This is a genomic window from Sinorhizobium sp. P24N7 (genome assembly GCF_042436655.1).
GTDB classification, from domain to species: domain Bacteria; phylum Pseudomonadota; class Alphaproteobacteria; order Rhizobiales; family Rhizobiaceae; genus Sinorhizobium; species Sinorhizobium meliloti_A.
Genome location: NZ_JBHMIW010000002.1, coordinates 52,742 through 76,390 on the forward strand (window position 1 = coordinate 52,742; position 23,649 = coordinate 76,390).

Sequence of the window (23,649 nt, forward strand, 5' to 3'; positions counted from 1 at the left end):
CATATCTTCTCCAAAGCCCCTGAAAACGCATGTCTTTTATCCATGGCGCCAATAGGTTTCATCCAAACAATAAATTTTGCCAATCCGAGGCAATGTTGCATGAAGTCAATCAGACCAGACCGGAGGTGATAACAGCGGTTTGAGCGTCCCCGGGCGATGTACCCCAGGTCACTAAGACTCAGCGGCCGGATGTATTTGTTTCATGCACAGAAAGGAGCTCGTGATGAAGCTTTCGCCTCCCGCTTCGCCGGTCATCGCCGGGACCGACCCGCCGTTTATCCGGTAACCGATTTCGGCGAAACCGCGGATGACGAGCGGTCATCGTTCACTAGCGTCCGGCACTTCCTTAGTCAGTACAGAGGGGCAATGGTGAAAACAGGACAGTCTCAGCCATGCGATGGCAATACTTCCAAAGAAGACAACCGGCAAGGTGCGGCCACTCAAGGTGATCTCACCACAACCGCAGCCGATAACTTGAGGCGAGCGCGGCCGTTGTCCGCGGGCTTTACCGGCAATCCGAGCCTCGCCACAGTCCTCCGGGCAACATCGCTGGGCCAGATTCTGGACGAGTGGGCTGCCGAAGTGGGGCAAGGGGGAGATGAGGGTCGGCAAGAGGCGGTAAGACGAATCAGTGCTTGGGTGGATGCCGGCGATCTCGACGCAGCGCTGAACCTGTCATGCCTGCGCCTTAGGACCCTGCCCGCCGCGTTGCCGGCCGGGCTCCGGCACCTCAATGCCGACTGTAACGAGTTGACCAACCTGCCGGCCGAGCTCCCGGTCGAGCTTCAGACGCTCAACGCCAAGTACAACCAGTTGACCAGCCTACCCGCCCCCCTCCCGGCCGGACTCCAGACCCTCGAGGTCAGCTACAACCGACTCGCCAGCCTGCCCGATGTCCTACCGACTACGCTTCGGTGGCTCGACGCAGGAGAAAACCAGTTAACCCGCCTTCCAGACAATCTCCCGTCCGAGCTTCAGACGCTCAACGCCGACGGCAATCAACTGACCAGCGTTCCCCTCAGCCTCCCGGCCCTGCTCCATACTCTCAACGCCGACAGCAATCGGTTGACCAGCCTTCCCGACAATCTCCCGGCCGGGCTCCAGACACTCAACGCCAGCGGCAATCAACTCACCAACCTTCCCGGCGATCTCCCGGCCAGACTGCAGACGCTCGGCGCCGCCGGCAACCGGCTGACCGGTCTTCCAAACAACCTTCCGGCTGGGCTCCGGAGGCTCAACGCCAGGTGCAACCTGTTGATCAGGCTGCCCGATAAATTGCTGGCACAGCTAGGCTCCGGGTGCATGGTTTTCCTGGAATCTAATCCGCTGCCCAAGCAGGTGCGAACGAACCTGGCGGCAGCCATGAATGTAGCAGACTATAGAGGCCCGCGGGTCTTTCTCTAGGGGACCGAATACGGAGGTAGATCCAACGTGTGGTTACCCGAGGTAGTGGCGGACTGCTCGGCCGGCGACCCCGGAAATGGCCGCAAGAGCCGGCCGCCTGGGAGTATGCGCGCTGAATCGGCGTGAACGCTGGCAAAGGACGAGTTTAGGCACAGGATGGCCGAGGACTGGCAGGCGCCCGCCAGTCCCAGTAGATACCCACAAGGCGATCATCCAGGCATGCTGCATCTCGGCTTCAACTGGCTGGCTCAGTGCGGATATTTGGTAAAGCATTACCATACTGTGGCCGTTTGGCCTGGAGGATATGAAGTGCACCGTTCGGGCGGATCATCGCTGGCACTCACGTATCAACGGACATTGAAGGTCGGAAACCATACGCTGTCCCACTACGGCGTATGGAGAACAGCCGATAAGTTGAGTTGACGTTGGGGTATGTCCCCGACTTCACAATCACCGATTTAAGGTCATTCACAGCTACGAATCGCTCGAGAAGGTCGTCACGGGCATTAGTCCGAACCCTAGAAGAATTTTGCCTCTTTCCGTAAGAAATTCTCGGCCTTCCGACAGAAATCTCTCGAGTAGGCTGTAGCCGGGATCAAATGCTCCACGCTCAAGGTCATCCAGCTCGAAATCTGCCGGAGCGAAGTTCCAAGGATGGTTCCAAAATATAATGTCGAATTTCCTGCCAGGAGGAATGTTACTGAAGATATCGCTTTCGATGACGCCGACATTCTTGATGCCGTTTCTTGCGGCATTCTCCAACGTGTTCGCGACTGCCTTCGGATTGATATCGCAGGCTAGCAACGACAGCGCACCAGTCTTTGCCAACAAGAGGCCCGGGAGACCGAACCCGCAGCCGATTTCCAAAATCGTCTTTCCAGTGAATGGAGGGAAGTTCTCGCTAAACCAACGCCAACTTTGGAAATCTTCAGGAGGAAAAACGCCTTCTCGTACGATCAGATCGAGCCCGAACTCCCGCATCTTCCGCGGGAAAGTTCTCTGTTGACTAGTCCTGAGTACTGTCCTGATACTATCGAGTTCCTCATACGTTCTCTCCGAAGACGCGGAAATACTGTTGAGTTTTTCAACAGTTTTCTGGCGATCCTGCAGTTGACGAGTGACTGCTAGAAATATATTCAGCAGGCGATCTAGGTGTCTTCGCATGACTGTAAACATTGCACTCCTACAAGACCGTTTGGCGCCGGAGATTATGTCTTTTGACATGCCTGTTTCTCTTGTCGACATACCTAGGACAGCTACGATTTACTACACATTCTAGTAAGACGCTTGTACCTTCCCTGCTAGAATTGAACTATGTTCCGACCAACGCTAGAAATTCACGAAGGATGCCATTCCGGACCTTCCGGGAAGTCGTGGGTGTCGACATCGAGCTGCTCCGCTCCCGAGGAAGTCAGTGCCTACAAGAAGCAAGCGCTGTGCCCAACCGGAGAAGTCTCTGTGGAAGCTATCACGGGATTGAATACGCCCCTTCGGACGCCCGCGTAATACAGGGTATTCCCTGTTGCCAGTTGCAGGCGCAGCGATTGAAGTTGTCATCGGTGATGTTGTCGTGTGTGCCGCACTGACGTCGACGAGGCGGACTTGGCTTCATCATCTATTCAGCGGAACGATGCAGGCGATTAGATGCCTCCGCACCAGCTTTCGTCCGTGCGGTCGTAGAGGACGATCAGCCAGGCGTGCACATGATGTCTCAACTGAGCGGCGGCACATTGGCAAGACGCGCGATTTCTCCCGAAAGTCTATCACCCGCTCCGGCGACATGCAGCATGTTCCAAAGTGTCGCCAGGTTGCTGGTGACCACGGGCCGACCAAGCCGCTGCTCCAGCGGCTCAATGCCTTGCAACCATGTAAAATTTGTACAGCTTATGAAGACGCCATCAGCGCTGTCCGGAATTTTCGGGATAATCCAATCATTGATCGGACCCCATCGATCGAGTTCCTCAGTACTATCCATATCGAAGCCCCATGCATGGTAGGAGATACCAAAGCCATGGCTTTCCAGGAAAGTCGTGAGCCTGTTCGATAACCATTCTTCGTAAGGACTGAAGACAGCGAGGTTGCGTAGTCCCAGCGCACGCAGGGCAGTCAATACACTGCCAGATGTCGTAACGCACGGCAGTCCGCTGGCCTCCTCCATCAACGCAACGATACTCTCGTCATAGCCAAGCCCTTCGAGGAAACTGCCCGATGTGCAAGCGAACCCAATTGCCTTCATGTAGCGGGCATGACTTAGGAGCCGCGCGGCGTCGGCGGCTTGTGCCTTCATGGCAGACAACTGTTCGGCGGTATCTTCGGAGTTGAACACGCGAGTGAAGTGGAACCCGACGTTCGGCACTGCGCGGGGAAAGTCCCGCTCGAGTACAGAGTTGCCGGACGGGGTGACGAGACCGAGCCCGATCGGTTGCAAGGGCATTATGTTATCTCCTTATATTCCATTTGCGGATCCAGCATCGCGCTCGATTTGCTTCCTGCGAAATCCACATCGTTACGGTCATTTGCATCTGGCCCGCGGAGCCCACTCAGTCAGTGCGTTAGCGGGGCGGAAGCGAACCTCCGGGAGGAATCGGAGCCGAGGTGAGGATTGAGCCGCCATTCAGCCAGCACGAGGGCGCGACTGATTAGAAAGTTGATCGCCAGGTAGATGGCACCTGCAATCAGGAAGACCTCCACAGGGCTGTAGGTTTTGGAAATCACCTGCTTCGCCACGCTTGTAACCTCAACGATGGTGATCGTTGAGGCCAATGAGGTGGCCTTGATCATCAACATGACTTCATTGCCGTATGCCGGAAGCGCTTGCCGCATAGCGATGGGAAAAATAATTCGCCTGAACAGCCGGAAACCGGACATCCCCACGGAGCGAGCGGCTTCGATCTGGCCATGTGGCACTGCCTGAATTCCGCCCCGAACGATCTCGCTCGTATAGGCAGCGGTGTTCAAGACGAGAGCGAGAATTGCGCAAAACCAAGCGTCTCTGAAGAGGCCCCACAGACCAATCTGTTCAAAGAAGCCCCGGAATTGTCCCGATCCATAGTATATCAGGAACAGCTGAACCAGCAGCGGCGTCGAGCGCATGACATAAACGTAGCCGCTCGCGAGAAAAGCGAACCTATTTTCCGAGAGCCGCACCAAGGCGATCGGAACCGCGAGCAGGAAGCCGAGGAAAATCGATGCAAAAGCCAATGCCAGCGTCGCCGGAACGGCCGACAGAAGTTTCGGGAGAGTTTCCCATATAAGATCAATGTTCATTCTAGCGCCTCCTCACACCGCGGTTTGCCCATCTCTCGGCTTTGAAGAACGCGCGGTTTGTCAAAGCTGAAAGCACCAGGAAGATTGCGAAGGCGGCGAGATAGAAAGTGAAGGGTTCCTTCGTGGAACCAGCAGCCAAGGCGGCCGTCCGCATCACCTCGACGAAGCCGACGATCGAAATGAGCGACGTATCCTTGAGAGTGAACTGCCAAACGTTTCCCAGGCCTGGCAACGCAAATCTGGCGGCTTGCGGGATCAAAATGCGGCGCAGCCGTAATGCCGGCCCCATGCCGATGGCCTTTGCAGCCTCAACTTGACCTTTGGGAAGCGCGAGCACGGCAGCACGGATCACCTCGGTCGCGTAGGCACCCGCGCTTACACCAATGCACAAGACCCCAATCGCGAAAACAGGCGGTTCGACATAGCCGTCGAAACCGAAGAAGGAATTCGCGAGATATCGGAGCAGCGTTCCTCCGCCAAAAAAGGCCAGGAAAATAATGAGAAGTTCAGGAACGCCTCGCACGACAGTCGTATAGACGTCTCCGATAAGTTGAAGGGCCCAATATCTTGAAAGTTTTGCGGCGGCAAATATTGCGCCGATAAGGATACCGACTGCAAACGAGCACGTCGCGGCCAGCACCGTCATGAGTGTCCCGCGAGCCAGTTCGTCGCCCCAACCGGCGCTGCCCCAGCCAAGTAGTGAGAGATCCATCGTCTGCACTCTTTTTTCAGTTGCAGAGGAACCAGAGTGCCGAATGAATAGCTCGGCACTCCCGACCCGTGCGGCTATTGCTTCGGAGACGCGTCGTATCCGAACCACTTCATGGATAAATTGCGGATAGTCCCGTCTGCCGTTGCCTCGCCAATTGCCTTGTTGAGAGATGCCCTCAGCGCATCCTCATCCTTACGCAGACCTATGCCGGTGCCCTTCCCAAAAGCGCCGCCGGTCAGGCCAGGACCAAAGATTTTAAGGTCTCTTCCTTCCGGCTTATCCGTCAAAGGCTTGAGAAAGCCGAACGAGGAGATGCTTGCATCAATTCTGCCAGAGCTGAGATCAAGTATCATCTGGTCCGCGGAGTCGTAGGTTGCAAGCTCTACGCCGGGCATGGCATCTCTCATGAAAAATTCGGTCGTACTGTTCACAACGACGCCGAATTTCTTGCCTTCGAATGCTCCCGCCAACTCTTTCAGGTCGGATTTTTCCTCGGCAGAAATCTCATCGAGCGTAATGGACTCCAGCTTGCTTTTAATATCGAGCAATGGGCTGCCGGAGACCGTTACAAAACGATAGGGCGTTTCGAGATAGGGACCAGCGAACGAGATGACCTTTTCGCGATCGGGCAGAATGTCCATCGAGGACACGATCGCGTCAAAGCGGCCAGAAACCAGCGACGGAATAATCCCGTCCCAAGCCTGCTCCATGAAGGCGCATTTGATCTCCATCCGCTTGCACAGATCATTCGCCAGATCGATGTCAAAGCCCACCAGATTGCCACCTGCATCCTTAAATTCGAAAGGCGCATAGGTTGCGTCGGTTGCAATCGTAATACTCTTTGGATCCTGCGCGAATGCCTGCCCGGCGATGACCGCGGCGCTAGCCAGCATGGCCAGGACCGCACTCATTTTGAAGGTATTCATATTTTTCACCTCTGTCAGTTCATTGTTGTTGTAAGAATGTTGCTACGCAGCGCGATGGTGATTTGACCTAGAGAACACTTGCCAGGAACTCTCGACACCGCGGCGAAGAAGGGTCACGGAATACTTTTTCAGGCGTGCCTTGCTCTTCGATCCTCCCTTTCTCGAGAAAGATAACCTTGCTTGATACGTCGCGCGCAAAACCCATTTCGTGCGTAACCACAATCATCGTGCGGCCTTCTTCAGCGAGTTGCCGGACAACCTTGAGAACCTCGCCCACCAGCTCTGGGTCGAGCGCAGATGTCGGCTCATCGAACAGAAGAGCCGCGGGCTGCATTGCTAGTGCGCGCGCAATGCTCACGCGCTGTTGCTGCCCTCCAGACAGTTCCGAGGGATAGCTCCCATGCTTATCGGCAATTCCAACTTTGCTCAGGAACTCCATGGCTCTGTCGCGCACTTCATTCTTCGGCTGCTTGAGCACGTGGATCGGACCTTCCATGACGTTCTCCAAAACGGTCATGTGCGACCACAGATTGAAGCTCTGGAACACCATGCCGAGCTGCATTCGCATCCGGTCGATCTTCTTGCGATCGAGGCCGATCAGATGGCCCTTTTGGTCGGTTTCGACTCTAATTTCGTCCTGACCAACCGCAATCCGACCTCTGCTCGGTGTTTCGAGAAAGTTCATGCAGCGCAGGAATGTGCTTTTGCCGGATCCAGAACTGCCGATGATAGAGATCACGTCGCCTCGGCGCGCTTCGAGCGATATTCCCTTCAGCACCTCAAGAGTGCCGAAATTCTTGTGAATGTCCTCCGCAACTAGGGTTGGAGGGCTACCGTTGTCCGTGAAGGCATTCCCGTCCGGCAGCGCCGCGCCTTTAAAATGAACATTCGTACCCTGAGAATTCGCCGCGAGAACCGGTCGTAACGACTTCATGATTGTTTCCTCCCACTTGCGACAATTTCATCTGAGATGCCGCATGCATTAATTCATCCCAACCCTCATTCAGGCCGCGGTCATCCAATGGCGCTTATGAGTGGCTGAGCCATAGGCACCGCTTTGGCGGCGCGCAGGATCATGCCGAAGAGATCGCGTGGCTCGTCGGGATCGGCGAGCAGATCAAGTTCCTCATAGAGCCCGGTCTGCTGGAGCCGGTCGCGGACATAACGCAGCGCCGAGAAATCCTCGATGGCAAAGCCGACGGAATCGAAGAGCGTGATCTGGCGCTCGCCGGAGCGGCCGGGTGCCGTGCCGGCGATCACCTGCCAGAGTTCGATGACCGGGTGGTCCGGATCGAGCTGCTGGATCTCGCCTTCAATCCGTGTCTGGGGTGGGTATTCGACGAAGATGTCGGAGCGCAGCAGGATGTCGCGGTGAAGCTCGGTCTTGCCGGGGCAGTCGCCGCCGACGGCGTTGATGTGAATGCCGGGGCCGACCATGTTGTCGGTGAGGATCGTCGCACACTGCTTGTCGGCGGTGACGGTGGTGACGATCTCCGCCCCTTCGACCGCTTCCTGCGAGGAGGTGCAGGCCGTAATCTCGAAGCCCATACCGGCCAGATTTTTCTGGCACCGAGCCGTGGCGGAGGGATCGATGTCGTAAAGGCGCAGCTTGTCGACGCCGAGGATCGCCTTGAAGGCGATCGCCTGGAATTCCGACTGGGCGCCATTGCCGATCATCGCCATAGTGCGCGGTTTTTTGGGGGCCAGGTACTTCGCAGCGACGGCCGACATCGCAGCGGTCCTGAGTGCCGTCAGGATGGTCATTTCGGTCAGCAACATCGGATAGCCGTTGCCGACATCGGCGAGCACGCCGAAGGCGGTAACGGTCTGGCGGCCCGAGCGGGTGTTCTTCGGATGGCCGTTGACGTATTTGAAGCCGTAAGTTTCCCCGTCGCTGGTCGGCATCAGCTCGATGACGCCTTCCGCACTGTGGGAGGCCACACGCGGCGTCTTGTCGAAGCATTCCCACCGCCGGAAATCTTCTTCGATATAGGCTGCAAGTTCGATGAGGAAGCGTTCGACCCCCGTCGCCAGTACCAGCTTCATCATGTGATCGACGCTGACGAACGGGACGACATTCAACTTCTCGGACATGATCGGTAGCTCCTTGGCATGCAGATATTTCTCCGCGCAATGTTAAGCTTGCGGCCGTTTTCACAGGTTGCCGGCGCAGCTCTCGCCCGGGTCCGCGCGGGCGAGAGCGCGATCAGCAGGTGGATTGGCGCACTTAATCCAGGTGCAGTGAACGAAGCATCTGCTCCAGATCAGCCCAGAGGTGATCTTCGTTCTCCAAGCCTATGCTGATGCGCAGGTGCGTCGTCGTCTGACTGCAGGGCAGAACATGGCGGTCAGCGGCAATCACCATCGGCACAATGATGCTCCTCGTTCCACCCCATGAAGCGCCGATCGCAAAGGTCTGCAGCTTATCGAGCGCACCGTCGATGACCTCTGCGGGGACTCCATCGAGCTGAACGCTGAAGACTCCAGAACTTCCCTTGAAGTCACGGCGCCACACCTCGTGCCCCGGCGAACCCGGAAGCGAGGGATGCAGTACGGCATAGTTGCCATTCCCGGATAGGCGACCCGCGAAGTCTTCCGACACGGCCCCCACATGCCGCAACCGCAGCCCCAGGGTTTGCAGGCCACGCAGCGCCAGCGAACAATCATCCGGCGAGACGCCGACGCCGAGACAGCCCATCGTGTTTCGCACGCGTTTGTAGAGGTCCATGTCGCGAAACATGATCGCTCCCAACAGGACGTCGGAATGCCCGCCCACATATTTGGTCAAAGCTTCGGCGACGATGTCGACCCCGAGATCGAGCGGCTTGCAGAGGAGTCCGGTTGCCCAGGTATTGTCGCATCCAAGAAGCGCACCTGCTGACTTGCAAAGGCGGGCGATGCTCGGAATGTCGCAGATTTCCATGCTCGTCGATCCGGGAGACTCGACCCAGGCGAGCTTGGTTCGCCCTTCCCGCAGCCGGCCCTCCAGGTCTGAGAGCCGCGTCGGGTCAAAATACTCCGTCTCGATCCCGAGATTGATGAGAATGTCGTGGGCGAAGTCCTTGACCGGAGGATAGACGTTATCCGCGATCAGCAGATGGTCGCCTTCCTTCAGGACAGTCAGCATGGCAATCGAAATGGCAGCTTGCCCAGACGGGACAATGATTGCTCTTTCCGCATTGTGAAGCGCCGACATCTGCCGCTCGAGCGTTCTTGCCGTCGGCGTTCCGGACAGACCGTAGGTATAGCCATCCGGCGCACGACCTGCGCGGCTGCGGTAGGTCGCCGCGTCCGGGAAGACGATCGTCGACGCGCGGTAGACGGGAACAGCGAGGCTTGCAAATCCTTCGAGCGGTGTTTCTGGCGGAATGACGCAAAGCGTTTCATCCAGGTGGGAATTCTTGCGCATGATATCTGCCCTATAAAATCTTTGACAAAAATTCTCGGGTTCTGGTTTCGCGCGGAGCGCCGAAGATTTGCTCGGGCGGGCCGATCTCGTGGACCATTCCGGCATGCATGAAGGCGACGCGATTGGCGATCTCGCGGGCAAAGCCCATCTCATGGGTGACGATCACCATCGTCATGCCACCGCGCGCCACGTTACGGATGACGTCCAGGACCTCGCGCACCATCTCGGGATCCAAAGCGGAGGTCGGCTCATCGAACAGCATGGCCTCGGGTTTCATGGCGAGCGCCCTGGCGATTGCCACCCGCTGCTTCTGGCCACCCGACAGCATGCGGGGCATCGCGTCGGCGCGATCGGCGAGGCCGACAAGCGCCAGCAAATCGCGCGCTTCGGTCTCCGCCTTCGCCTTGGGGACCTTTTTAAGGTGAATAGGACCCAGGGTAACGTTGTCGAGAACGGAAAGATGGTTGAACAGATTGAACTGCTGGAACACCATGCCGATCCGTTGGCGCAACTTATTGATGTCCGTCTGGGGTGCCAACAGCGGCGTTTCGCCAATGACAATCTCACCCTTGTCGGCCATTTCGAGGCCGTTGAAGCATCGCAGGAACGTGGTCTTGCCGGAGCCCGAAGCGCCGATCAGACACACGACCTCCCCGGTAGCGACCGACAGGTCGACGCCTTTGAGCACCTCAATTGAACCGAAGGATTTGTGGACGTCCCTTGCGGTAATCATGCTGAAACCTTCCGTTCGAGCCACGCCGCAAGGCGCTCCGCAATGAGGTAGATGACAAGATAAATGATGCCTACCATGGCAAGCACGCGGATGGTGTCGAAGTTCATCGTGTAAATCTGTTCGCCGGCCATCGTTAGCTCGACAACACCGATGACCGACAGCAGCGAGGTGTCCTTCAGCGTGATGCTGAACTGATTGACCATGTTGGGGAGCATCAGCCAGAAGGCCTGCGGCCAGATGATGAGCCGCATCGTCTCCCAATGGCCGAAGCCAATTGAACGGCCAGCCTCCATCTGCCCACGGTCCACCGACTGGATGCCCGCGCGGATGATCTCGGCCATGAACGCACCGGTGAACAGGGTTATCGCAACCGTACCGGCGACGACTGCTGGCATGCGCAATCCGGTCAAAACCGGAAGTGCGAAATAAACCAGCAGAATCTGGACGAGCAGCGGCAATCCGCGGACCAATCCGCCGTAGGTGTGCGCGCCCCCCTGCAGCAGCTTGGAATGCGAGATTTTCATGATCGCGAGGATAATTCCCAGGACCGTGCCGCCGATCATCGAGATAAAAGTCACGATAATGGTGAGCCAGGCACCTTGCAGGAGCAACGGAATATAGTCCTGCCAAGACTGATCAGACATCGGTCCTGCTTCCCTTCAGTCCAGCTTGTACTTCTGCTTGATCTTGGTCATTTCGCCACTGGCTTCCAGCTTTGCCATGCCGGCATTGATGACCGCGACGAGGTCGCTATCCTTTGGAAGACCGAAGGCAATGCCCGTCGGCTCGACCACATCACCGATAACCTTGATCGTCGGCTTGTCTCCTTCGAGGCGAAGCTGGTAGGCGGCAATGCCGGAATCGTAGATCATCGCGTCGACGTCACCGCTGTTCATCGCCAGCTGCATGGTTGCGACGTCGTGAATGACACGGATGGTGACGCCCCACTCATCGGCATGCGACTTGGCAGTGTCGAGCGCTGCGGATCCAAGTTCCGCCGCCATTGTCTTGCCCTTCAGATCGGCAACCGCGGCGATCTCGCTAGCCACCGGCGCAAGGATCACCGAGCCCTGCGTGTAGTATGGATCGGAAAACTTGATGACCTTCTTGCGCGCATCGGTCACGTAGATGCCGCTGACGGCCATATCGATCTGGCCGGCCTGCAGGGCCGGGATGAGGGCGGGAAACTTCATCGGCTGGTAGTTCAGCTTGAGGTGTTCGAGCTCAGCCACGCGATGAAGGATATCGTTGCTGAGACCGACGTATTCGCTGTTCTCGACATAGGAGAACGGCGGCGCGTCGGTCACTACTCCGATCGAGACGTCGCGGGGCGCGTCCTGGGCTGCAGCCCCTCCGGCCAGCCCGATTGAGAGCGCTAAAGCGCAAACCGTAAGCAGGTAACGTCTATCCATTTCAACTCCTCCCCTCGTCTCCGTAGTGTTCCTAAAAACGGAACACTATAATTAAAAACGAAACACCTCGCTGTGTCAAGAACTCGACATACATTTGTCATGAAGGCGCCAAGACATTGTTTGTCCGGTCAACGGACGCATTGACAATCCTAATGAAGGGCCACAAAATCGAGACGGTCACACAAATATCGGAACGCAACGCGGGGTTATATGTCGACATCTCTCCTTGACCCATCCGAGCTCGGTAAGCAGTGCCGGGATCGCTTCTTCGCCCAGAACCCGGATCTTGATGCGGTGGTAACCGACGATCCGGTTCATATTGGCTACCTATCTGGTTACCGCTCCATTCTTCACGACGGGGGTCCATACCCACAGGTATTGATCGCAACGCCGGAGAGAATCGCACTTGTTACAGGTGCTAGCGATGCGGCGGCCGCTCTCGAGGTGCTGAGCGATCCGGAGACGATCTGGCGTTATGGGACCTTCTTCGTATGTAATTCCGGCAATCTGCCATCTTGTCGTGACATGCCAGCAGCAAACCGGACTGTGTCTGAAGCCCTCAAGGCCGCGACAACGGTGCTGACAAACCGATCCAGACGTATCGGGCTCGATTTAAGTCAGAGTGACTTGCGGTGCGCAATCGAGGCGATACCTGGAGCGACCCTCGTGTCTGCCGCTGGTGCATTTTCCCGCTCTAGAGCGGTTAAGCTTTCAGGTGAGCTCGATCTGCTTCGATATGTATCTCACCTGACTGACAAGGCTGTGGAACGCGCTGCTGGTCTGATCCAGCCAGGTGCCAGCGAGTTGGAAATCGCCGCTGAGATCACGCAGATAATCACGCTGGGCGGCGGTATTTGCCGTTTCGTCGTTGTGACGTCCGGTGAACGTTCCAGTCGCGTTGATGCCTACGCGCGAAATCGGCTCCTGCAGGAAGGAGATCTCGTACGACTGGATATCGGCGCAACCGTGAATGGATATTACTCCGACATGGCTCGCACTTACGCCGCCGGAGATCCTGGGGCACTTGCACGTGACCGTTACGACGCTCTGCTGCGTGGAGAAACGTGCGAACTAGAACTCATCCGTCCGGGAATTTCTGCTTGCGCAGTCTTCGAAGCGGCGATGAACGAAGTGCGATCCGGGGCCCTGCCTGGCTATCAGCGCAATCACTGCGGGCATGGCATAGGGCTAGAACCACATGAGTTCCCAGTCATTGGGCCGAACAGCGAGACTCCTCTTGAAAGTGGAATGGTGCTCTGCGTGGAAACTCCGTATTACGAGATCGGGTGGGGAGGAATGATGGTCGAAGACACGGTGATCGTCACTGATACCGGCTATGACCTGCTGACGAACACCTCGCGGAAACTCTGTTAGCCAACGTAAACAGGATATTCATGCCGGACATCATCATGCGCGAGCGAAAAGCGAGTAACAATCACGGTTCGAAGAGCCAATCTCTCGAGCGAGGGTTGGAACTTCTGGAAGCTGTAAATCAGGCAGAAAAGCCGATCGGAACGCGAGAACTCGCTCGCGTTCTCGATCTAAGTCCTGCCATCGTTCAGAGGCTGGTGAACACCCTAACAGAGCGGCACTATCTACAGCGGGATCCCGACACGAAACGGTATTCGATCGGCTACCAAACCTTGATCTTTGGCGCATCCCTGATGGCGCGAGACGCCTTGCTGCTCGAAGCGCGCAAGGAACTCGAAGACGTCACAAGGAAGTTGCGCGTCGATTCTTACATGGCTGCCTTGCAAGGTCGTCGCGCAATTTACCTGATGTGCATCACGGGGGACGCTCCAGTCACTGTCCGTGCGGAAGCAGGAGAGGTTATTCCCCTGCATTCCACGGCTATCGGCAAGTGCATTCTGTCCTCTCTTCCCGATGAGAAAGTGCTGGAAATTCTGGGGCCGGGGCCACTTCCAGCGATCGCCAGCAAAACGATTACCGATCCAAGACTCCTTCTCGAAGACCTTCACAAGACCAGGGAGCGAGGCTATGCGGTCGTGCAAAACGAAAACGTCGATGGGATTATTTCTGTTGGCGCACTGATCACGCAGCCCAGAGCTGGTGCGCCCACTGCAATCAGCCTTGCATTTTCTCCATATTTTTCGAAGGACATTGACGTCGAGGAAGCTGCAGCTGTCATAAAGGCCGCTGCGAGACGGATAAGCAGATTTGCAGTATAATGGATTGGTTAAATGGCCACAGATTCCACCGCAAAGGTGGCCAATCCAAAGCTCGTGGAGCTGAGCGCTGTCAGGAAATTCTCTGCGCTGGAACTCATTGGGTGACACCGCGGATTCCGGACAGCGCTGATGGCGCACGAATTTTCATGGCTGCGGGGCATAGCAGCGTTGGAGCAGCGGCTGGGTCGGCCCGTGGTCACCAGTAATCTCGCGACACTTTTGGAACATATTGCATGTCACCGGGCGTGGGCGAGAGGTTTTCGGGTAACATCGCGCGGCTCGCCGTTATTCTTCCAGCCAATTGATGCCTGCACCCGTTCGAACCGAGTCCCCTGGCCCTTGCGATGCTCGCCGTGTGTAGCGCGACGTGACGCATAGCGGAGCATAGCTTGCACAATGGGCGATGGCCCGAATTGGCGTAATCTTCCCGAACCGATTGGGCCGTGATCGATGTCGTGTGGAGTTCGCGCCGGACCTGTGCCGTTTCCGAGCGCCAGTCCGGGGATCGACGAAAATCCGCTCAGTGCGGAAGCTCGTATGCGTATGACCAAGCATGTCTCGAGGCAGCGCGAACGCGGTTGAATTGACCCGGGAATGCGGCTCCTGAGAAGGCGCCCAGGTAACCGACACGATTGTCGGTTTTGTCGAATCTATGACACGAGCTGTTCGGCTTGGCTCTGCGTCAAGATCGCTTCAAGTCATTGCGTAACGGCAGAAATGTCTTTTCAGAAGTTCTTTTCTGCCAGTTGGCACGACTTTTGAAACTCCTCCGTCACGGGGCAGCAGGAGCTGTCGCTCCGCGCCAATGACGCCGCTACGGATGTTTTGGCAGAGCTGCAATTTGAACTACGTCGCATGCTACCTGTACTGACCGCCGCGTTCTTCAGCCGAAGGGTCTACTCCGACGCTGGATCAATCTCAGTCGAAAGAACACTACCGTCGCAACCTCCTTCTTCAGGGTTCCTGCGCGCGGTTGAACCCGCCCACTACCTGTCGATCAAGTATCCCGAGCGACTGCCCGCGCCGAAGCAGACATACTCGCTCTCTCAATGGTCAAGGTCACCATGGATCAGCAGAACTCATACCGCGGTCTTCTGAAGATACCTGGCCTATTCCCCCTTATCCTTGCTGCAACACTGTCCCGTCTGGCCGGACGGATGTTCGTCCTCACACTGGTTTTGTTCGTGCTGGCGCGGTTTTCGTCACCGGCTCTGGCAGGGTGGCTTACATTTGCAGCAATGGCTCCTGGCCTGCTTGTAAGCCCGATCGCGGGCGTTTTGCTTGATCACATAGGGCCCACAATTGCGGTCAGGATCGACATGATCGCCAGCGCTGTCTTCATTGCCGCGATCAGCATCGCCGCTTGGGCCGGTTGGGCCAGTCCGCCGGTCCTGTTGATCCTGGTGATGCTGGTTTCGCTCGCCGGCCCTTTAGGAGCAGCGGGAACCCGCACTCTTCTACCACGACTCGTTCCAGCCCATTCGCTCGATCGGACCAATGCGCTGGATACCGCTGTCTTTGCCATCGTGGATGTCGCTGGGCCCGCGATAGCGGGCGTAGTCGTCGCCTCTCTCGGGCCGGAGACTGCGATGTTTGTGATTGCCGCAGCATATGCAGGCGCCGTGGTCTGCTTGTCCCACGTTCAGCGCTTGCCAGGACTGGCTTCTGCACAGACGTCATTTCTGCGCCAAGCTATTGAAGGCGTTCATATTGTGGCGCGGCAGCCTACGTTACGCGGGCTGGCTGTCTCCTATTCACTGTATCAAGTCACATGGGGCGCCCTTCACGTGGTGGTTCCGGTGTTTGTGGCCGATCACTACGCCGCGGCGGGCAGTTCAGTAACAGGGCTTTTGTGGGCTGTGATGGGTATCGCCGGAGGTGTCGGTGCACTGTTCGTCGGACATATGCGCACCACTGGACGCGAGCGCAATGTTATGGCGGCTGGAATGGTCGTCACCGCTTTTGCGGCATGGCCGGTGGCAGCGAAGTTCGGATTCGGTGGTCTGGCAGTCGGTCTGATGCTCGTCGGTGTGATGTCCGGCCCTATCGATGTCGCGATGCTGACCTTGCGCCAACGGCGCACCAATCCGCAACAGCTTGGCCGTGTAATGTCTATTTCGATGAGCCTGAACCTCGCAGGCTTTCCGCTGGGCTCGGCAATTGCAGGGATGGTGGTCACGGAATCGTTGCCGGCTATTTTCGTTTTGGCTGGCCTAGCCTCTGCCCTCGCGGCCATCGCAACCGTTACTATCCCTCCGGATACAGCGCTGCCTGAGGTTCTGTAATGTCGCACTTCAGTGGCCGAAGGAGCTGAAGGGACGAATCATCTGCTTTACGGGCGGCAACCACAGAAGGCTCCACAACTAGGTGGCCTCACTTAACGCGCACTGCTCACTTAAGCGACGCATCATTACAATGTCATCGATCTCCCTGCCATCATGGAGAAGCCCGCCAGGAATTCTGCCGACCTCAATGAACTCCTCCCTCAGATAGAAACGTTTGGCTGTCGTGTTCTCTGCGCTGACAGTTAATTCTAACGGCAGGATTCCAGCGGTGCGGGCATGGTCAGCAACTATCCTCAAGAGATCACTAGCAAGACCGGCACCCCGCAAGTTCCTGCGTACATAAACCATAATAATCGTGGCACGATGCGCCATCCTACTTGCGCGCTGACGAAGTAAACCGGCCATACCTACCGGCTCGGCATTGTAAAAAGCAACAAAGACTGGATCAGTCAAACGCTTCTTCCACTCGACGAGGGATAGAGTAGCCCACTCTTCATAGCTGCTTGCAAAGAAGGACGGCTCAGAACGAAGCGCTTCCAGACGAATTCGGCGGAACACATCGACTTCATGGCTGAATACGCCGGATTGCTAAACCCGTTCGGTCCACAAATGTATTTCTCACACCGTGATTTCAGGTTCCCGGACTCAGCCCTTACAACGATCAGTTTGGACTGCCAATGCGAGCAGCGAATAAATCCGCGAATTGCGCCTCAACGTCAAGGAGGTTTATTTTATGAAGTAAAAGCCATTCCTGATTGAAGATTGTGTCGAGATACTTGGTGCCGCTGTCGCAGGCTAGGGTAACGATACGCGATCCAACTGGCGCTTCGCGGGCCACGCTGAGCGCCTCGTAGATCGCCCCGCCGGTCGAGCCGCCGACCAACAAGCCGTGGTGACGTGCCATGTAGTGGCACATCGAAAAGGCTTTGTCGTCGCTCACTTTCCGACCCAAATCTATCACGTCGTAATCTATCACCAAACCTACATTGGCGCCTTCTGGAGTGCCGGTACCCGATTGACGGTAGCAGCCGCCCTGGCCTCCGAAAATCACACTTCCGACAGGCTCGACGCCAATCACTTGGAGCCCAGGGATATGCGGCCTCAGTTGATGTGCAGTCCCGCAAAGCGACCCACCGGTACCTATCGCCGACACAAAATGCGTAATTGTCGGCCCGAGGTCGTCTAGCAATTCAGCTGCCAGCCCTTCGTAGCCAGTGGCATTGGCTGGATTGTTGTGCTGTTCGGTCCAGTGCGCACCCTCTTCGGTGGCGATCCGCTTAGCTTCTTCGTCACGCTCGTCTGTGGCAAGGGCGCCATCGGATTTGCCCACGACTCTGACATCGCCACCGAATGCGCGAACGGTAAGGATCTTGTCGAGGCTTGCATGGGAGTCCATGAGGGCAGTGAATACGAGTCTACGCACGGCAGAGATCATGGCCAACGCACTGGCCGTATTCCCTGAAGAGGACTCGACAATATCGGCAGTTGCCTCATTTGGCGTGAGAGGCAGGCTGTTGACCATGCTTAACGCCATTCGGTCCTTCATCGAGCCGGTAGGGTTGAATATTTCCAGCTTGAGATAGAGATCGACCTCACCGTCCCGTAAAGGCAGGTGCAGCAAGGGCGTGCGTCCGATAGTCTCAAGAATGCTATTTACAATCACGGGGCAAATCCTCTTTGCGAAGTGGTTGGCGCGCCGAATATCAGGCGGCGACACCGGATGGCCCGACAGTCAAGACAGCTGCGTCCAGCGAGTACATAGAGCGAGTATCGTGTCGCGAGGCCGCTCACATCGCAGAGTCGCCAGAGCAGCCACGTCGGCGCTAAACGACACCACGGCCAGCGGCCATCTCCAACGTCCTGGGGGCTGAAAAGCGTTCGCCTACCCAACAGAGGGTTTGCAGCTCGGTAGAAAGTTAGCTGCATCAAAGGGCCGTTCATCTCAAATCATCGAGAGCTACCGAACAGGTTGGCAGCGCGACCTGCAACGTGTGCCGGGTCGTCTTGAAGTTCAACAGGTCGCCGGTCAGGCCGGCCTGGATGATCTGCTCCACGCAGACGGGTGTGGGATCTGACCAGTAGCTCACATGCAAATTTGGGTCGTCGTAGGATAGCAATACACATGGAACAAACGACAGTTTAAGCGCCGTGGCGCAAAAATGGCGATGATGACCATCCATGATCACCGAATGGTGCTGTTCAACTAAGATTGGCCGGGTCCACCGACCGTTTTCGGCGATCATCTTGGCGAGCGTGTGAGCACGATCAATGTTGATCCTCTCGGTTGGTCGGAGTTGGCTGACCGGCAGTCTGACGACTGAGAAATTCGAATTGGGCTTCGCGAGCGGCAAAGGCTTTCTCCCTTGGTGGCGCGGTTGCGGATAGCAAGGCAATTGCAGTGCCAAAAGGAAAAATCGTTTCTGAATAACGTTTTCGCTCTGTCGCATATCCGACAAGACTGTCTGAAGCATCCTAGCTTTGGTAATGTTTCCGAGAAATCTAAGGCTGACAGGAAAAAGGGCCGATCTCGGCCAAGACACCTTACGAAGGCAATCTACAAGAAGTACCGCTCGCCTATGTCGCCGGGCGCCCCGATCACCCACCTATCGTCGGTTCTCCGCGCATCCTCCCCTTGGTCCGCGAAACACGGACGCCTCCTGCTTCCCAGAGCCGTGCGAGCGGTGGAGGCTTCGCGGGAACCGCCTAAATGGAACGGAGCAAGCGCAATACCTGCCGAACGAATGGCACCGGGTGAGAGGCCGCCAAATTCAGGAGTTTTGCGACAATGGGAAGCCTCAGGAAGCAGTAGGACAACGCGATATCTTGCCAGCCGTGAATCAACCTCCTTGTTCCCGCCTCGCATGCAAAGTAGCAGCCGCCGCACCCGATGTAGGTAGCCCGCGTTTCCTCGATATTGGTGTGACATATCCAGTCTATTACTGGTCATTCTCACCAAGCCGCGTGCTATCGTAAGCGGCAAGGAGACCCCGTCTAGCGTAGGGGTTAGCGGTCGGATATCGGTAGCGCAAGTTGTGAGCCGAAGTGAGCTTCCCATCGCCGCTCCAGAACATCGAGGATGGGGCCAGAGCTTCGGTGTCGACGTCGCTCTCCACGCGCAGGCGACGGCCACCGCCGAGCTCGATCGCCTCCATGCTGGCTTTCTTGCGCGATCGAGCGACCGGCCGCTCCAGTGACGCGGGTGCGGGCAGCGCCGCGGCGATCTCCACGGGAACGAGTTGCGGGATGGACGGTGCGGAGACCTGGCAGAGCTCCTTGCGCCAGCGGAAGAGCTGACTCACATGGATGCCGGCCGAGTGAGCGATCTCCGAAACACTGGCGGTCGGTTCGAACGTCGCCGCGACCAGCCGCTCCTTCTCCTCCCGCGGCCAGTGCCGACGCCGTTCGACCGATGTGATCACCTCAACGAGCTGCTTTGTCATAGGACTACTCCTCTTATGTTCGTTTGCAAGTCAGTCCGGCATGACTTTCCCTTTTCGTCTGATGACGACAGGCAAACCTTCGGAGTTGTTGAACAAAGCAGGAGACAGAGCGTTTCGACGACGGCTGGCATACTCTCATTCGCGGGCTGGATACCGCATTTCCGTATGTTCGTCTGGGGCTGCCTCTGTCTAGTGTCGGGCCTGGATGTCTCTGCCACATAGGAGTATCGAGGATTCCCCACCGGGGGCCCTGCCTCCAACTTTGTTCAACAGACAGATGATCAAGTGTGGGACCGTATTCTGCGTCCGCGGTCGTATTTGGGGCCGACTAACCGAGCTAAACCGTCCCGAGCGGCGCAACCTCTTGTCCAATCGCCCATAGGAAAGCAGCCATTTCTCGCGCGACAGCGGTTACCGCGACTGTCTTTGCCTTGCCGGCGCTGATCAGCCTGCGATAACGCGTGCAAAGCCGAACCTGTCCCTTCCACGCTATGTCCCGGACTACCTTCGGCAGGCCTACAAGCCGAGCCTGGATCGTCGGGCTCACACGCGCCGGGTAGCGATATGTCCAAGCCCCTTCTATGAGTGCACGGCGCGCCCGGATGTTGCCCGCTTTGGTGATCCCGCCACGTTTGATGCGTTCGCCCGTCGAGCTTTCTGACGGTACCAAGCCTAGATATGCCATTAGCTGACGAGGGTTGTCGAAACGACGTACATCGCCGATTTCGACCACGAAGGTGACCGCTGTCATGAACGCCACGCCGCGCATCGCTTGGTAAGCAGCCACCACCGGAGCCATAGACTAGGATGCAGCGGTGTCGGTGACAAGCGCGCTCAACCGATCCAGGCGCACTGTGGCGTCGTCAATAGCCTGGCAATATTCCGCGAGGAGAACGTGATGGGCGTGATGTTCGAAGGCCTGGCTCGCCAGCCAACGTGCATGCGCTCGTGTCCACGGCTTGCGCCCTGTGTAAATTCGGCCGTGACGAAGTAAAAAGGACTGGAGCTGATGGCGCAATTGTTTCTGCATTTCCTGGGCCGCATCGCGTGCGCGCACCAAGTCGCGCATTGCCTCGTGGCCTTCGTCAGGGACCCAGACAGGCGTCAATTCGCCCGCGCGATGCAGCCGTGCCAAGCTCATCGCATCCCGACGATTTGTCTTCACCCGGTCGCCGGGCCGCTTGGGCACAAGTGACGGTGCGACTACAGCGCATTGATGGCCCAATTCTACGATCTGTCGGTATAAACCGTAACCTGTAGGTCCGGCCTCGTAACAAAAGTGAAGAGTGCCTCCGCGTTTGGAAAGCTTGCGGACCATTGCCGCCACCGAGGCGGGCTCCGAAGAGATGTCGCCCAAGAAGCGCACCTCGCCACCGCGCTCACTCTCCGCGACCGCGACAGAAATCTTCAGTTTCGAGACGTCTGGTCCGACGAAGATTTCGCTATTTTCCTTCATGGTTCGCCCTCGCTAAGCTTGGGGCTCTGCTCTGGCCCATCCAGAGCAATCCCCCGCGCAGCATATTCCGGGGGCGAGCCACCTTCACGCGACGAACATACGGTCTAGTATTTGCACTAGGACTTGCAGCCTTCAGCCTGCCTCGGCAAGGCGGCCGTCACTGGAGGCATACGTGTTAACGAGGGGTCTCGGGAAGACGCCTCGCCTCCAAGCAGGAGGCTTGTCTGCTCGAAAGGACTGTAAACTGGCCGCTCCTATCGCGGCACGTGGTGGTGCTCGCTATGCGCCAGACACCATCAGCGGGATGCTCAAGGCGGTATGCGCGTGATCGAGGATTTCGAAGGTGTACTTCCCATCCACACCCACGCTAACTGAGTAGCTCAACCGGTCGCGTATATGATTGTTCTCATCGAACGTGAGGACCTTCGGCTTCAACGAGGTGATCTGGCGTTCGTCGAGATAGACGGAATTGCAAATGATGATCTGGTCACCTGGCTGACAGGTACGTGCCGCGGCTCCGTTAAGAATGCAGCACCTTGAGCCGCGTTCACCAAGGATAACGTACGTGGAGATCCGTGCGCCGGAATTCTTGTTCCAGATCTCAACGAACTCCATGGGCAGAATGCCGGCTTCCTCGCAATGATCCGGATCCAGCGTAATTGATCCGTGATAATTGAGATTTGACTCGGTCACGTGGATGCCATGCAATTTGCCTGCGACCAGCTTTCTCAATTTACTTCACCGTCACTTCCGTCGTCGCTCTAATAGATAAAGTTCGCAAGTCGAGGGTTCCTCACCGCAGTCCAGGCTTGGCTTGCATTGCTCATCCAGCCATACCGGCAATCTTACGGGTGGACCTTGCTTATGCGGCAGCAAACCGCTCAAGCATCCTCTTGAGCTGCGAGTTCTGTGCACGAAGCTGTTCAGCCAAAAGCCTCTTAAGCCGCCTGTTTTCTACGTCAAGAGCCGCGAGTTCCTCGAAAGAAATCAGGTGATTTGCCGTGTCGTACTGCCTGCTTCGATCGCTAAATACAGGCACAGAAGTAGGGGTGATTGCGTTCATATGTGCCGTGCGCGTTCGAGAAGTGCCACGTGATGCTCTTCGCGGCTGCGATGCCGGCTGGCTTTCCTGCGCTTGCGCAACAGTTTCGGCTGCCGGACCTTCCGCCTCGGGCTGCTCGGACACTTCGACTCCTGCTTCCGAGACCGCGGACACTGCTGGTGGGGCCACTTCAATGTTGTCTGCGCCCTCGCTGGCAGAGCCTGCATTAATCGGCTCAGCCGGCGTGATGTCGTCGGTGTCTGGCGTGACAGGTGCTTCAGTTGAATTGAACAGGTGCGACGCCTCATCTTCTACTGCGCGGGCCAACGCCTTGAGGTCTGTGTCGCCCCAAATTGAGTTCGTCTTCGCCTTTGGTTGTCGGCGCGCCGACTTGAATTCAACAACGAAGTTCCGTTGTGGCACTTTCATATACCTGCACCCTGGTAATTCCTGAAACCAACACTAATCGGCGCCGCTGCGCTCGCCGGCGGACCCATATATCTCCTCACCGCGCGCTTCAACTAACAAGCGCGCGAGCGCGTCGACTTGTCTCTCGCGCCACCGCGTAGTCGAAATGCGTCTGACAGCCGTTCTGCAGAAAAATTCGAGGCCAGCCCCAATTACGCCTGTCACGCGGGATTGGGACGATTGAGGAAACTGAGCGCCTGCGCGCGAATCATATCTAATCCAGGCCGAGCCTCTTGCGCAGTTCGGCATTTTCCGCGCGCAACTTTTCCGCCAGAATTTTGCGAAGCCTCTGATTCTCCTCCTCAAGCTGGACGAGATCTGCCAATTCATCTCCAGCCGGAAGGGGCTTCTTGTCTCCTTCATCAGCGGACTTTGCAGCCTTTTTCCACTGATAGTAGGTTTGTTCCGATATGCCGGCGCTCTTGATAGCTTCCTTAAGTGTGCCTTTGCCTTCGGCGACCTGCGTTTCGATCAGCTTGAGCTTCTCGCTTTTTTCTGGTTCGCTATACTTCCTGATTTTAGCGGCCGGCTTTGCGGCAGTTCGAACCGGTTCGGCAGCGGTCTTCTGACGCCGTGGCGACCTCTGCTTCTTACCCGTCGGTGGTTTCGCTTCGGCATTCGTCTCTGCAACCGCAGAGATCTGCCCTGTATTACTCTCGTCAGCCATCCCTAGACCCTCCTTAGCCATCGTCTGTTGTCGGCTGAGTGAACTACAGAGTCAACAGAACCGTCAAACTCCTATTTTTCGCATGGTTGATGTTGGGTCCACGCCGATATGAGGCTGTGGAGCGGCCACCTGTCGGCCCTGATCGGCGCCAACGCTGAATGCTGGGGGACGTGTGGTAGCGGAGGTCCGTTCTGGTCTCTATCACCGGCTGGACGGTCCAGGGGTGATCGACACGGGAA

At 57.1% G+C, this 23,649-nt stretch carries 22 protein-coding genes and 1 pseudogene; 4 read left to right on the top strand and 19 right to left on the bottom strand.

Going from position 1 to position 23,649, the window contains the following annotated elements; all coding sequences use genetic code 11:
- Positions 1 to 366 precede the first annotated feature (366 nt).
- The gene (locus ACFHWW_RS03105) at positions 367 to 1,404 is read left to right on the top strand and encodes a hypothetical protein (protein ID WP_379937280.1); all 1,038 of its coding nucleotides are present in this window, start codon (positions 367 to 369) and stop codon (positions 1,402 to 1,404) included.
- Between the two features lie 474 nt (positions 1,405 to 1,878).
- On the opposite strand, the gene ACFHWW_RS03110 is transcribed toward ACFHWW_RS03105, so the two are convergent.
- The 11 genes from ACFHWW_RS03110 to ACFHWW_RS03160 form a co-directional block, all read right to left on the bottom strand.
- Positions 1,879 to 2,580, bottom strand: coding sequence for a methyltransferase (locus ACFHWW_RS03110; protein ID WP_379937281.1), 702 nt, complete (start codon positions 2,578 to 2,580; stop codon positions 1,879 to 1,881).
- A gap of 535 nt (positions 2,581 to 3,115) precedes the next feature.
- On the bottom strand, positions 3,116 to 3,838 hold the full coding sequence (locus tag ACFHWW_RS03115; protein ID WP_379937282.1) for a hypothetical protein: 723 nt from the start codon (positions 3,836 to 3,838) through the stop codon (positions 3,116 to 3,118).
- Positions 3,839 to 3,948: 110 nt separating this feature from the next.
- The gene (locus ACFHWW_RS03120) at positions 3,949 to 4,671 is read right to left on the bottom strand and encodes an ABC transporter permease (protein WP_379937283.1); all 723 of its coding nucleotides are present in this window, start codon (positions 4,669 to 4,671) and stop codon (positions 3,949 to 3,951) included.
- A 1-nt stretch (position 4,672) separates the two neighbouring features.
- Positions 4,673 to 5,383 (bottom strand): ABC transporter permease, encoded by a 711-nt coding sequence (locus ACFHWW_RS03125; RefSeq protein ID WP_379937506.1) that lies wholly within the window; start codon positions 5,381 to 5,383, stop codon positions 4,673 to 4,675.
- A gap of 74 nt (positions 5,384 to 5,457) precedes the next feature.
- Positions 5,458 to 6,309 (bottom strand): lysine/arginine/ornithine ABC transporter substrate-binding protein, encoded by an 852-nt coding sequence (locus ACFHWW_RS03130; RefSeq protein WP_379937284.1) that lies wholly within the window; start codon positions 6,307 to 6,309, stop codon positions 5,458 to 5,460.
- A gap of 67 nt (positions 6,310 to 6,376) precedes the next feature.
- On the bottom strand, positions 6,377 to 7,243 hold the full coding sequence (locus ACFHWW_RS03135; RefSeq protein WP_379937285.1) for an ABC transporter ATP-binding protein: 867 nt from the start codon (positions 7,241 to 7,243) through the stop codon (positions 6,377 to 6,379).
- An 80-nt stretch (positions 7,244 to 7,323) separates the two neighbouring features.
- Positions 7,324 to 8,403 carry an ornithine cyclodeaminase gene (locus tag ACFHWW_RS03140; RefSeq protein ID WP_379937286.1) on the bottom strand — a complete coding sequence of 360 codons (1,080 nt, stop codon included), beginning with the start codon at positions 8,401 to 8,403 and terminating at the stop codon, positions 7,324 to 7,326.
- Between the two features lie 133 nt (positions 8,404 to 8,536).
- Positions 8,537 to 9,718, bottom strand: coding sequence for a trans-sulfuration enzyme family protein (locus ACFHWW_RS03145; protein ID WP_379937287.1), 1,182 nt, complete (start codon positions 9,716 to 9,718; stop codon positions 8,537 to 8,539).
- Positions 9,719 to 9,728: 10 nt separating this feature from the next.
- Positions 9,729 to 10,451, bottom strand: a complete 723-nt coding sequence (locus ACFHWW_RS03150; protein WP_379937288.1) for an amino acid ABC transporter ATP-binding protein — start codon at positions 10,449 to 10,451, stop codon at positions 9,729 to 9,731.
- Positions 10,448 to 11,062 carry an amino acid ABC transporter permease gene (locus ACFHWW_RS03155; RefSeq protein WP_379937289.1) on the bottom strand — a complete coding sequence of 205 codons (615 nt, stop codon included), beginning with the start codon at positions 11,060 to 11,062 and terminating at the stop codon, positions 10,448 to 10,450. Before ACFHWW_RS03155 ends, ACFHWW_RS03150 begins: the two co-directional genes overlap by 4 nt.
- Before the next feature lie 48 nt (positions 11,063 to 11,110).
- A complete protein-coding gene (locus ACFHWW_RS03160; protein ID WP_379937290.1) occupies positions 11,111 to 11,863 on the bottom strand; it encodes a substrate-binding periplasmic protein in 753 nt (250 codons plus the stop codon).
- Between the two features lie 210 nt (positions 11,864 to 12,073).
- Here ACFHWW_RS03160 and ACFHWW_RS03165 point away from each other — a divergent pair, with 210 nt between their 5' ends.
- From ACFHWW_RS03165 to ACFHWW_RS03175, 3 genes are all read left to right on the top strand, one after another.
- The gene (locus ACFHWW_RS03165) at positions 12,074 to 13,237 is read left to right on the top strand and encodes a M24 family metallopeptidase (protein ID WP_379937291.1); all 1,164 of its coding nucleotides are present in this window, start codon (positions 12,074 to 12,076) and stop codon (positions 13,235 to 13,237) included.
- Positions 13,238 to 13,257: 20 nt separating this feature from the next.
- Positions 13,258 to 14,052 (top strand): IclR family transcriptional regulator, encoded by a 795-nt coding sequence (locus ACFHWW_RS03170; RefSeq protein WP_379937292.1) that lies wholly within the window; start codon positions 13,258 to 13,260, stop codon positions 14,050 to 14,052.
- Positions 14,053 to 15,101: 1,049 nt separating this feature from the next.
- Positions 15,102 to 16,337 carry an MFS transporter gene (locus ACFHWW_RS03175; RefSeq protein WP_379937293.1) on the top strand — a complete coding sequence of 412 codons (1,236 nt, stop codon included), beginning with the start codon at positions 15,102 to 15,104 and terminating at the stop codon, positions 16,335 to 16,337.
- 78 nt (positions 16,338 to 16,415) lie between these two features.
- Here the strand turns inward: ACFHWW_RS03175 and ACFHWW_RS03180 are convergent, their stop codons facing one another.
- From ACFHWW_RS03180 to ACFHWW_RS03215, 8 genes and pseudogenes are all read right to left on the bottom strand, one after another.
- The gene (locus ACFHWW_RS03180; protein ID WP_379937294.1) at positions 16,416 to 16,895 is read right to left on the bottom strand and encodes a GNAT family N-acetyltransferase; all 480 of its coding nucleotides are present in this window, start codon (positions 16,893 to 16,895) and stop codon (positions 16,416 to 16,418) included.
- Positions 16,896 to 16,998: 103 nt separating this feature from the next.
- Positions 16,999 to 18,000, bottom strand: coding sequence for a PLP-dependent cysteine synthase family protein (locus ACFHWW_RS03185; protein ID WP_379937295.1), 1,002 nt, complete (start codon positions 17,998 to 18,000; stop codon positions 16,999 to 17,001).
- Between the two features lie 274 nt (positions 18,001 to 18,274).
- Entirely contained in the window at positions 18,275 to 18,688 is a 414-nt protein-coding gene (locus ACFHWW_RS03190; RefSeq protein ID WP_379937296.1) for a ParB N-terminal domain-containing protein, read from the bottom strand.
- A 585-nt stretch (positions 18,689 to 19,273) separates the two neighbouring features.
- Positions 19,274 to 19,777 (bottom strand): IS66-like element accessory protein TnpA, encoded by a 504-nt coding sequence (gene tnpA / locus ACFHWW_RS03195; protein WP_379937297.1) that lies wholly within the window; start codon positions 19,775 to 19,777, stop codon positions 19,274 to 19,276.
- Positions 19,778 to 20,114: 337 nt separating this feature from the next.
- Positions 20,115 to 21,233, bottom strand: a pseudogene (locus ACFHWW_RS03200) (IS110 family transposase).
- Between the two features lie 279 nt (positions 21,234 to 21,512).
- Positions 21,513 to 21,965 (bottom strand): aspartate 1-decarboxylase, encoded by a 453-nt coding sequence (panD, locus tag ACFHWW_RS03205; RefSeq protein WP_379937298.1) that lies wholly within the window; start codon positions 21,963 to 21,965, stop codon positions 21,513 to 21,515.
- 130 nt (positions 21,966 to 22,095) lie between these two features.
- Positions 22,096 to 22,704 carry a hypothetical protein gene (locus tag ACFHWW_RS03210; RefSeq protein WP_379937299.1) on the bottom strand — a complete coding sequence of 203 codons (609 nt, stop codon included), beginning with the start codon at positions 22,702 to 22,704 and terminating at the stop codon, positions 22,096 to 22,098.
- 253 nt (positions 22,705 to 22,957) lie between these two features.
- Complete coding sequence (locus tag ACFHWW_RS03215) at positions 22,958 to 23,410, bottom strand: transposase (protein ID WP_379937300.1); 453 nt, start codon at positions 23,408 to 23,410, stop codon at positions 22,958 to 22,960.
- Positions 23,411 to 23,649: the final 239 nt, after the last annotated feature.

What these genes read in the sequence shown, in the direction of transcription:
- ACFHWW_RS03160 (WP_379937290.1), bottom strand. Translation starts at nt 11,863, where the DNA reads ATGGATAGACGTTACCTGCTTACGGTTTGCGCTTTAGCGCTCTCAATC.
- ACFHWW_RS03215 (WP_379937300.1), bottom strand. Translation starts at nt 23,410, where the DNA reads ATGGCTGACGAGAGTAATACAGGGCAGATCTCTGCGGTTGCAGAGACG.
- ACFHWW_RS03165 (WP_379937291.1), top strand. Translation starts at nt 12,074, where the DNA reads ATGTCGACATCTCTCCTTGACCCATCCGAGCTCGGTAAGCAGTGCCGG.
- ACFHWW_RS03210 (WP_379937299.1), bottom strand. Translation starts at nt 22,704, where the DNA reads ATGAAAGTGCCACAACGGAACTTCGTTGTTGAATTCAAGTCGGCGCGC.
- ACFHWW_RS03120 (WP_379937283.1), bottom strand. Translation starts at nt 4,671, where the DNA reads ATGAACATTGATCTTATATGGGAAACTCTCCCGAAACTTCTGTCGGCC.
- tnpA (WP_379937297.1), bottom strand. Translation starts at nt 19,777, where the DNA reads ATGACAAAGCAGCTCGTTGAGGTGATCACATCGGTCGAACGGCGTCGG.
- ACFHWW_RS03170 (WP_379937292.1), top strand. Translation starts at nt 13,258, where the DNA reads ATGCCGGACATCATCATGCGCGAGCGAAAAGCGAGTAACAATCACGGT.
- ACFHWW_RS03145 (WP_379937287.1), bottom strand. Translation starts at nt 9,718, where the DNA reads ATGCGCAAGAATTCCCACCTGGATGAAACGCTTTGCGTCATTCCGCCA.
- ACFHWW_RS03150 (WP_379937288.1), bottom strand. Translation starts at nt 10,451, where the DNA reads ATGATTACCGCAAGGGACGTCCACAAATCCTTCGGTTCAATTGAGGTG.
- ACFHWW_RS03125 (WP_379937506.1), bottom strand. Translation starts at nt 5,383, where the DNA reads ATGGATCTCTCACTACTTGGCTGGGGCAGCGCCGGTTGGGGCGACGAA.
- ACFHWW_RS03175 (WP_379937293.1), top strand. Translation starts at nt 15,102, where the DNA reads ATGGTCAAGGTCACCATGGATCAGCAGAACTCATACCGCGGTCTTCTG.
- ACFHWW_RS03110 (WP_379937281.1), bottom strand. Translation starts at nt 2,580, where the DNA reads ATGTTTACAGTCATGCGAAGACACCTAGATCGCCTGCTGAATATATTT.
- ACFHWW_RS03140 (WP_379937286.1), bottom strand. Translation starts at nt 8,403, where the DNA reads ATGTCCGAGAAGTTGAATGTCGTCCCGTTCGTCAGCGTCGATCACATG.
- ACFHWW_RS03105 (WP_379937280.1), top strand. Translation starts at nt 367, where the DNA reads ATGGTGAAAACAGGACAGTCTCAGCCATGCGATGGCAATACTTCCAAA.
- ACFHWW_RS03130 (WP_379937284.1), bottom strand. Translation starts at nt 6,309, where the DNA reads ATGAATACCTTCAAAATGAGTGCGGTCCTGGCCATGCTGGCTAGCGCC.
- ACFHWW_RS03115 (WP_379937282.1), bottom strand. Translation starts at nt 3,838, where the DNA reads ATGCCCTTGCAACCGATCGGGCTCGGTCTCGTCACCCCGTCCGGCAAC.
- ACFHWW_RS03135 (WP_379937285.1), bottom strand. Translation starts at nt 7,243, where the DNA reads ATGAAGTCGTTACGACCGGTTCTCGCGGCGAATTCTCAGGGTACGAAT.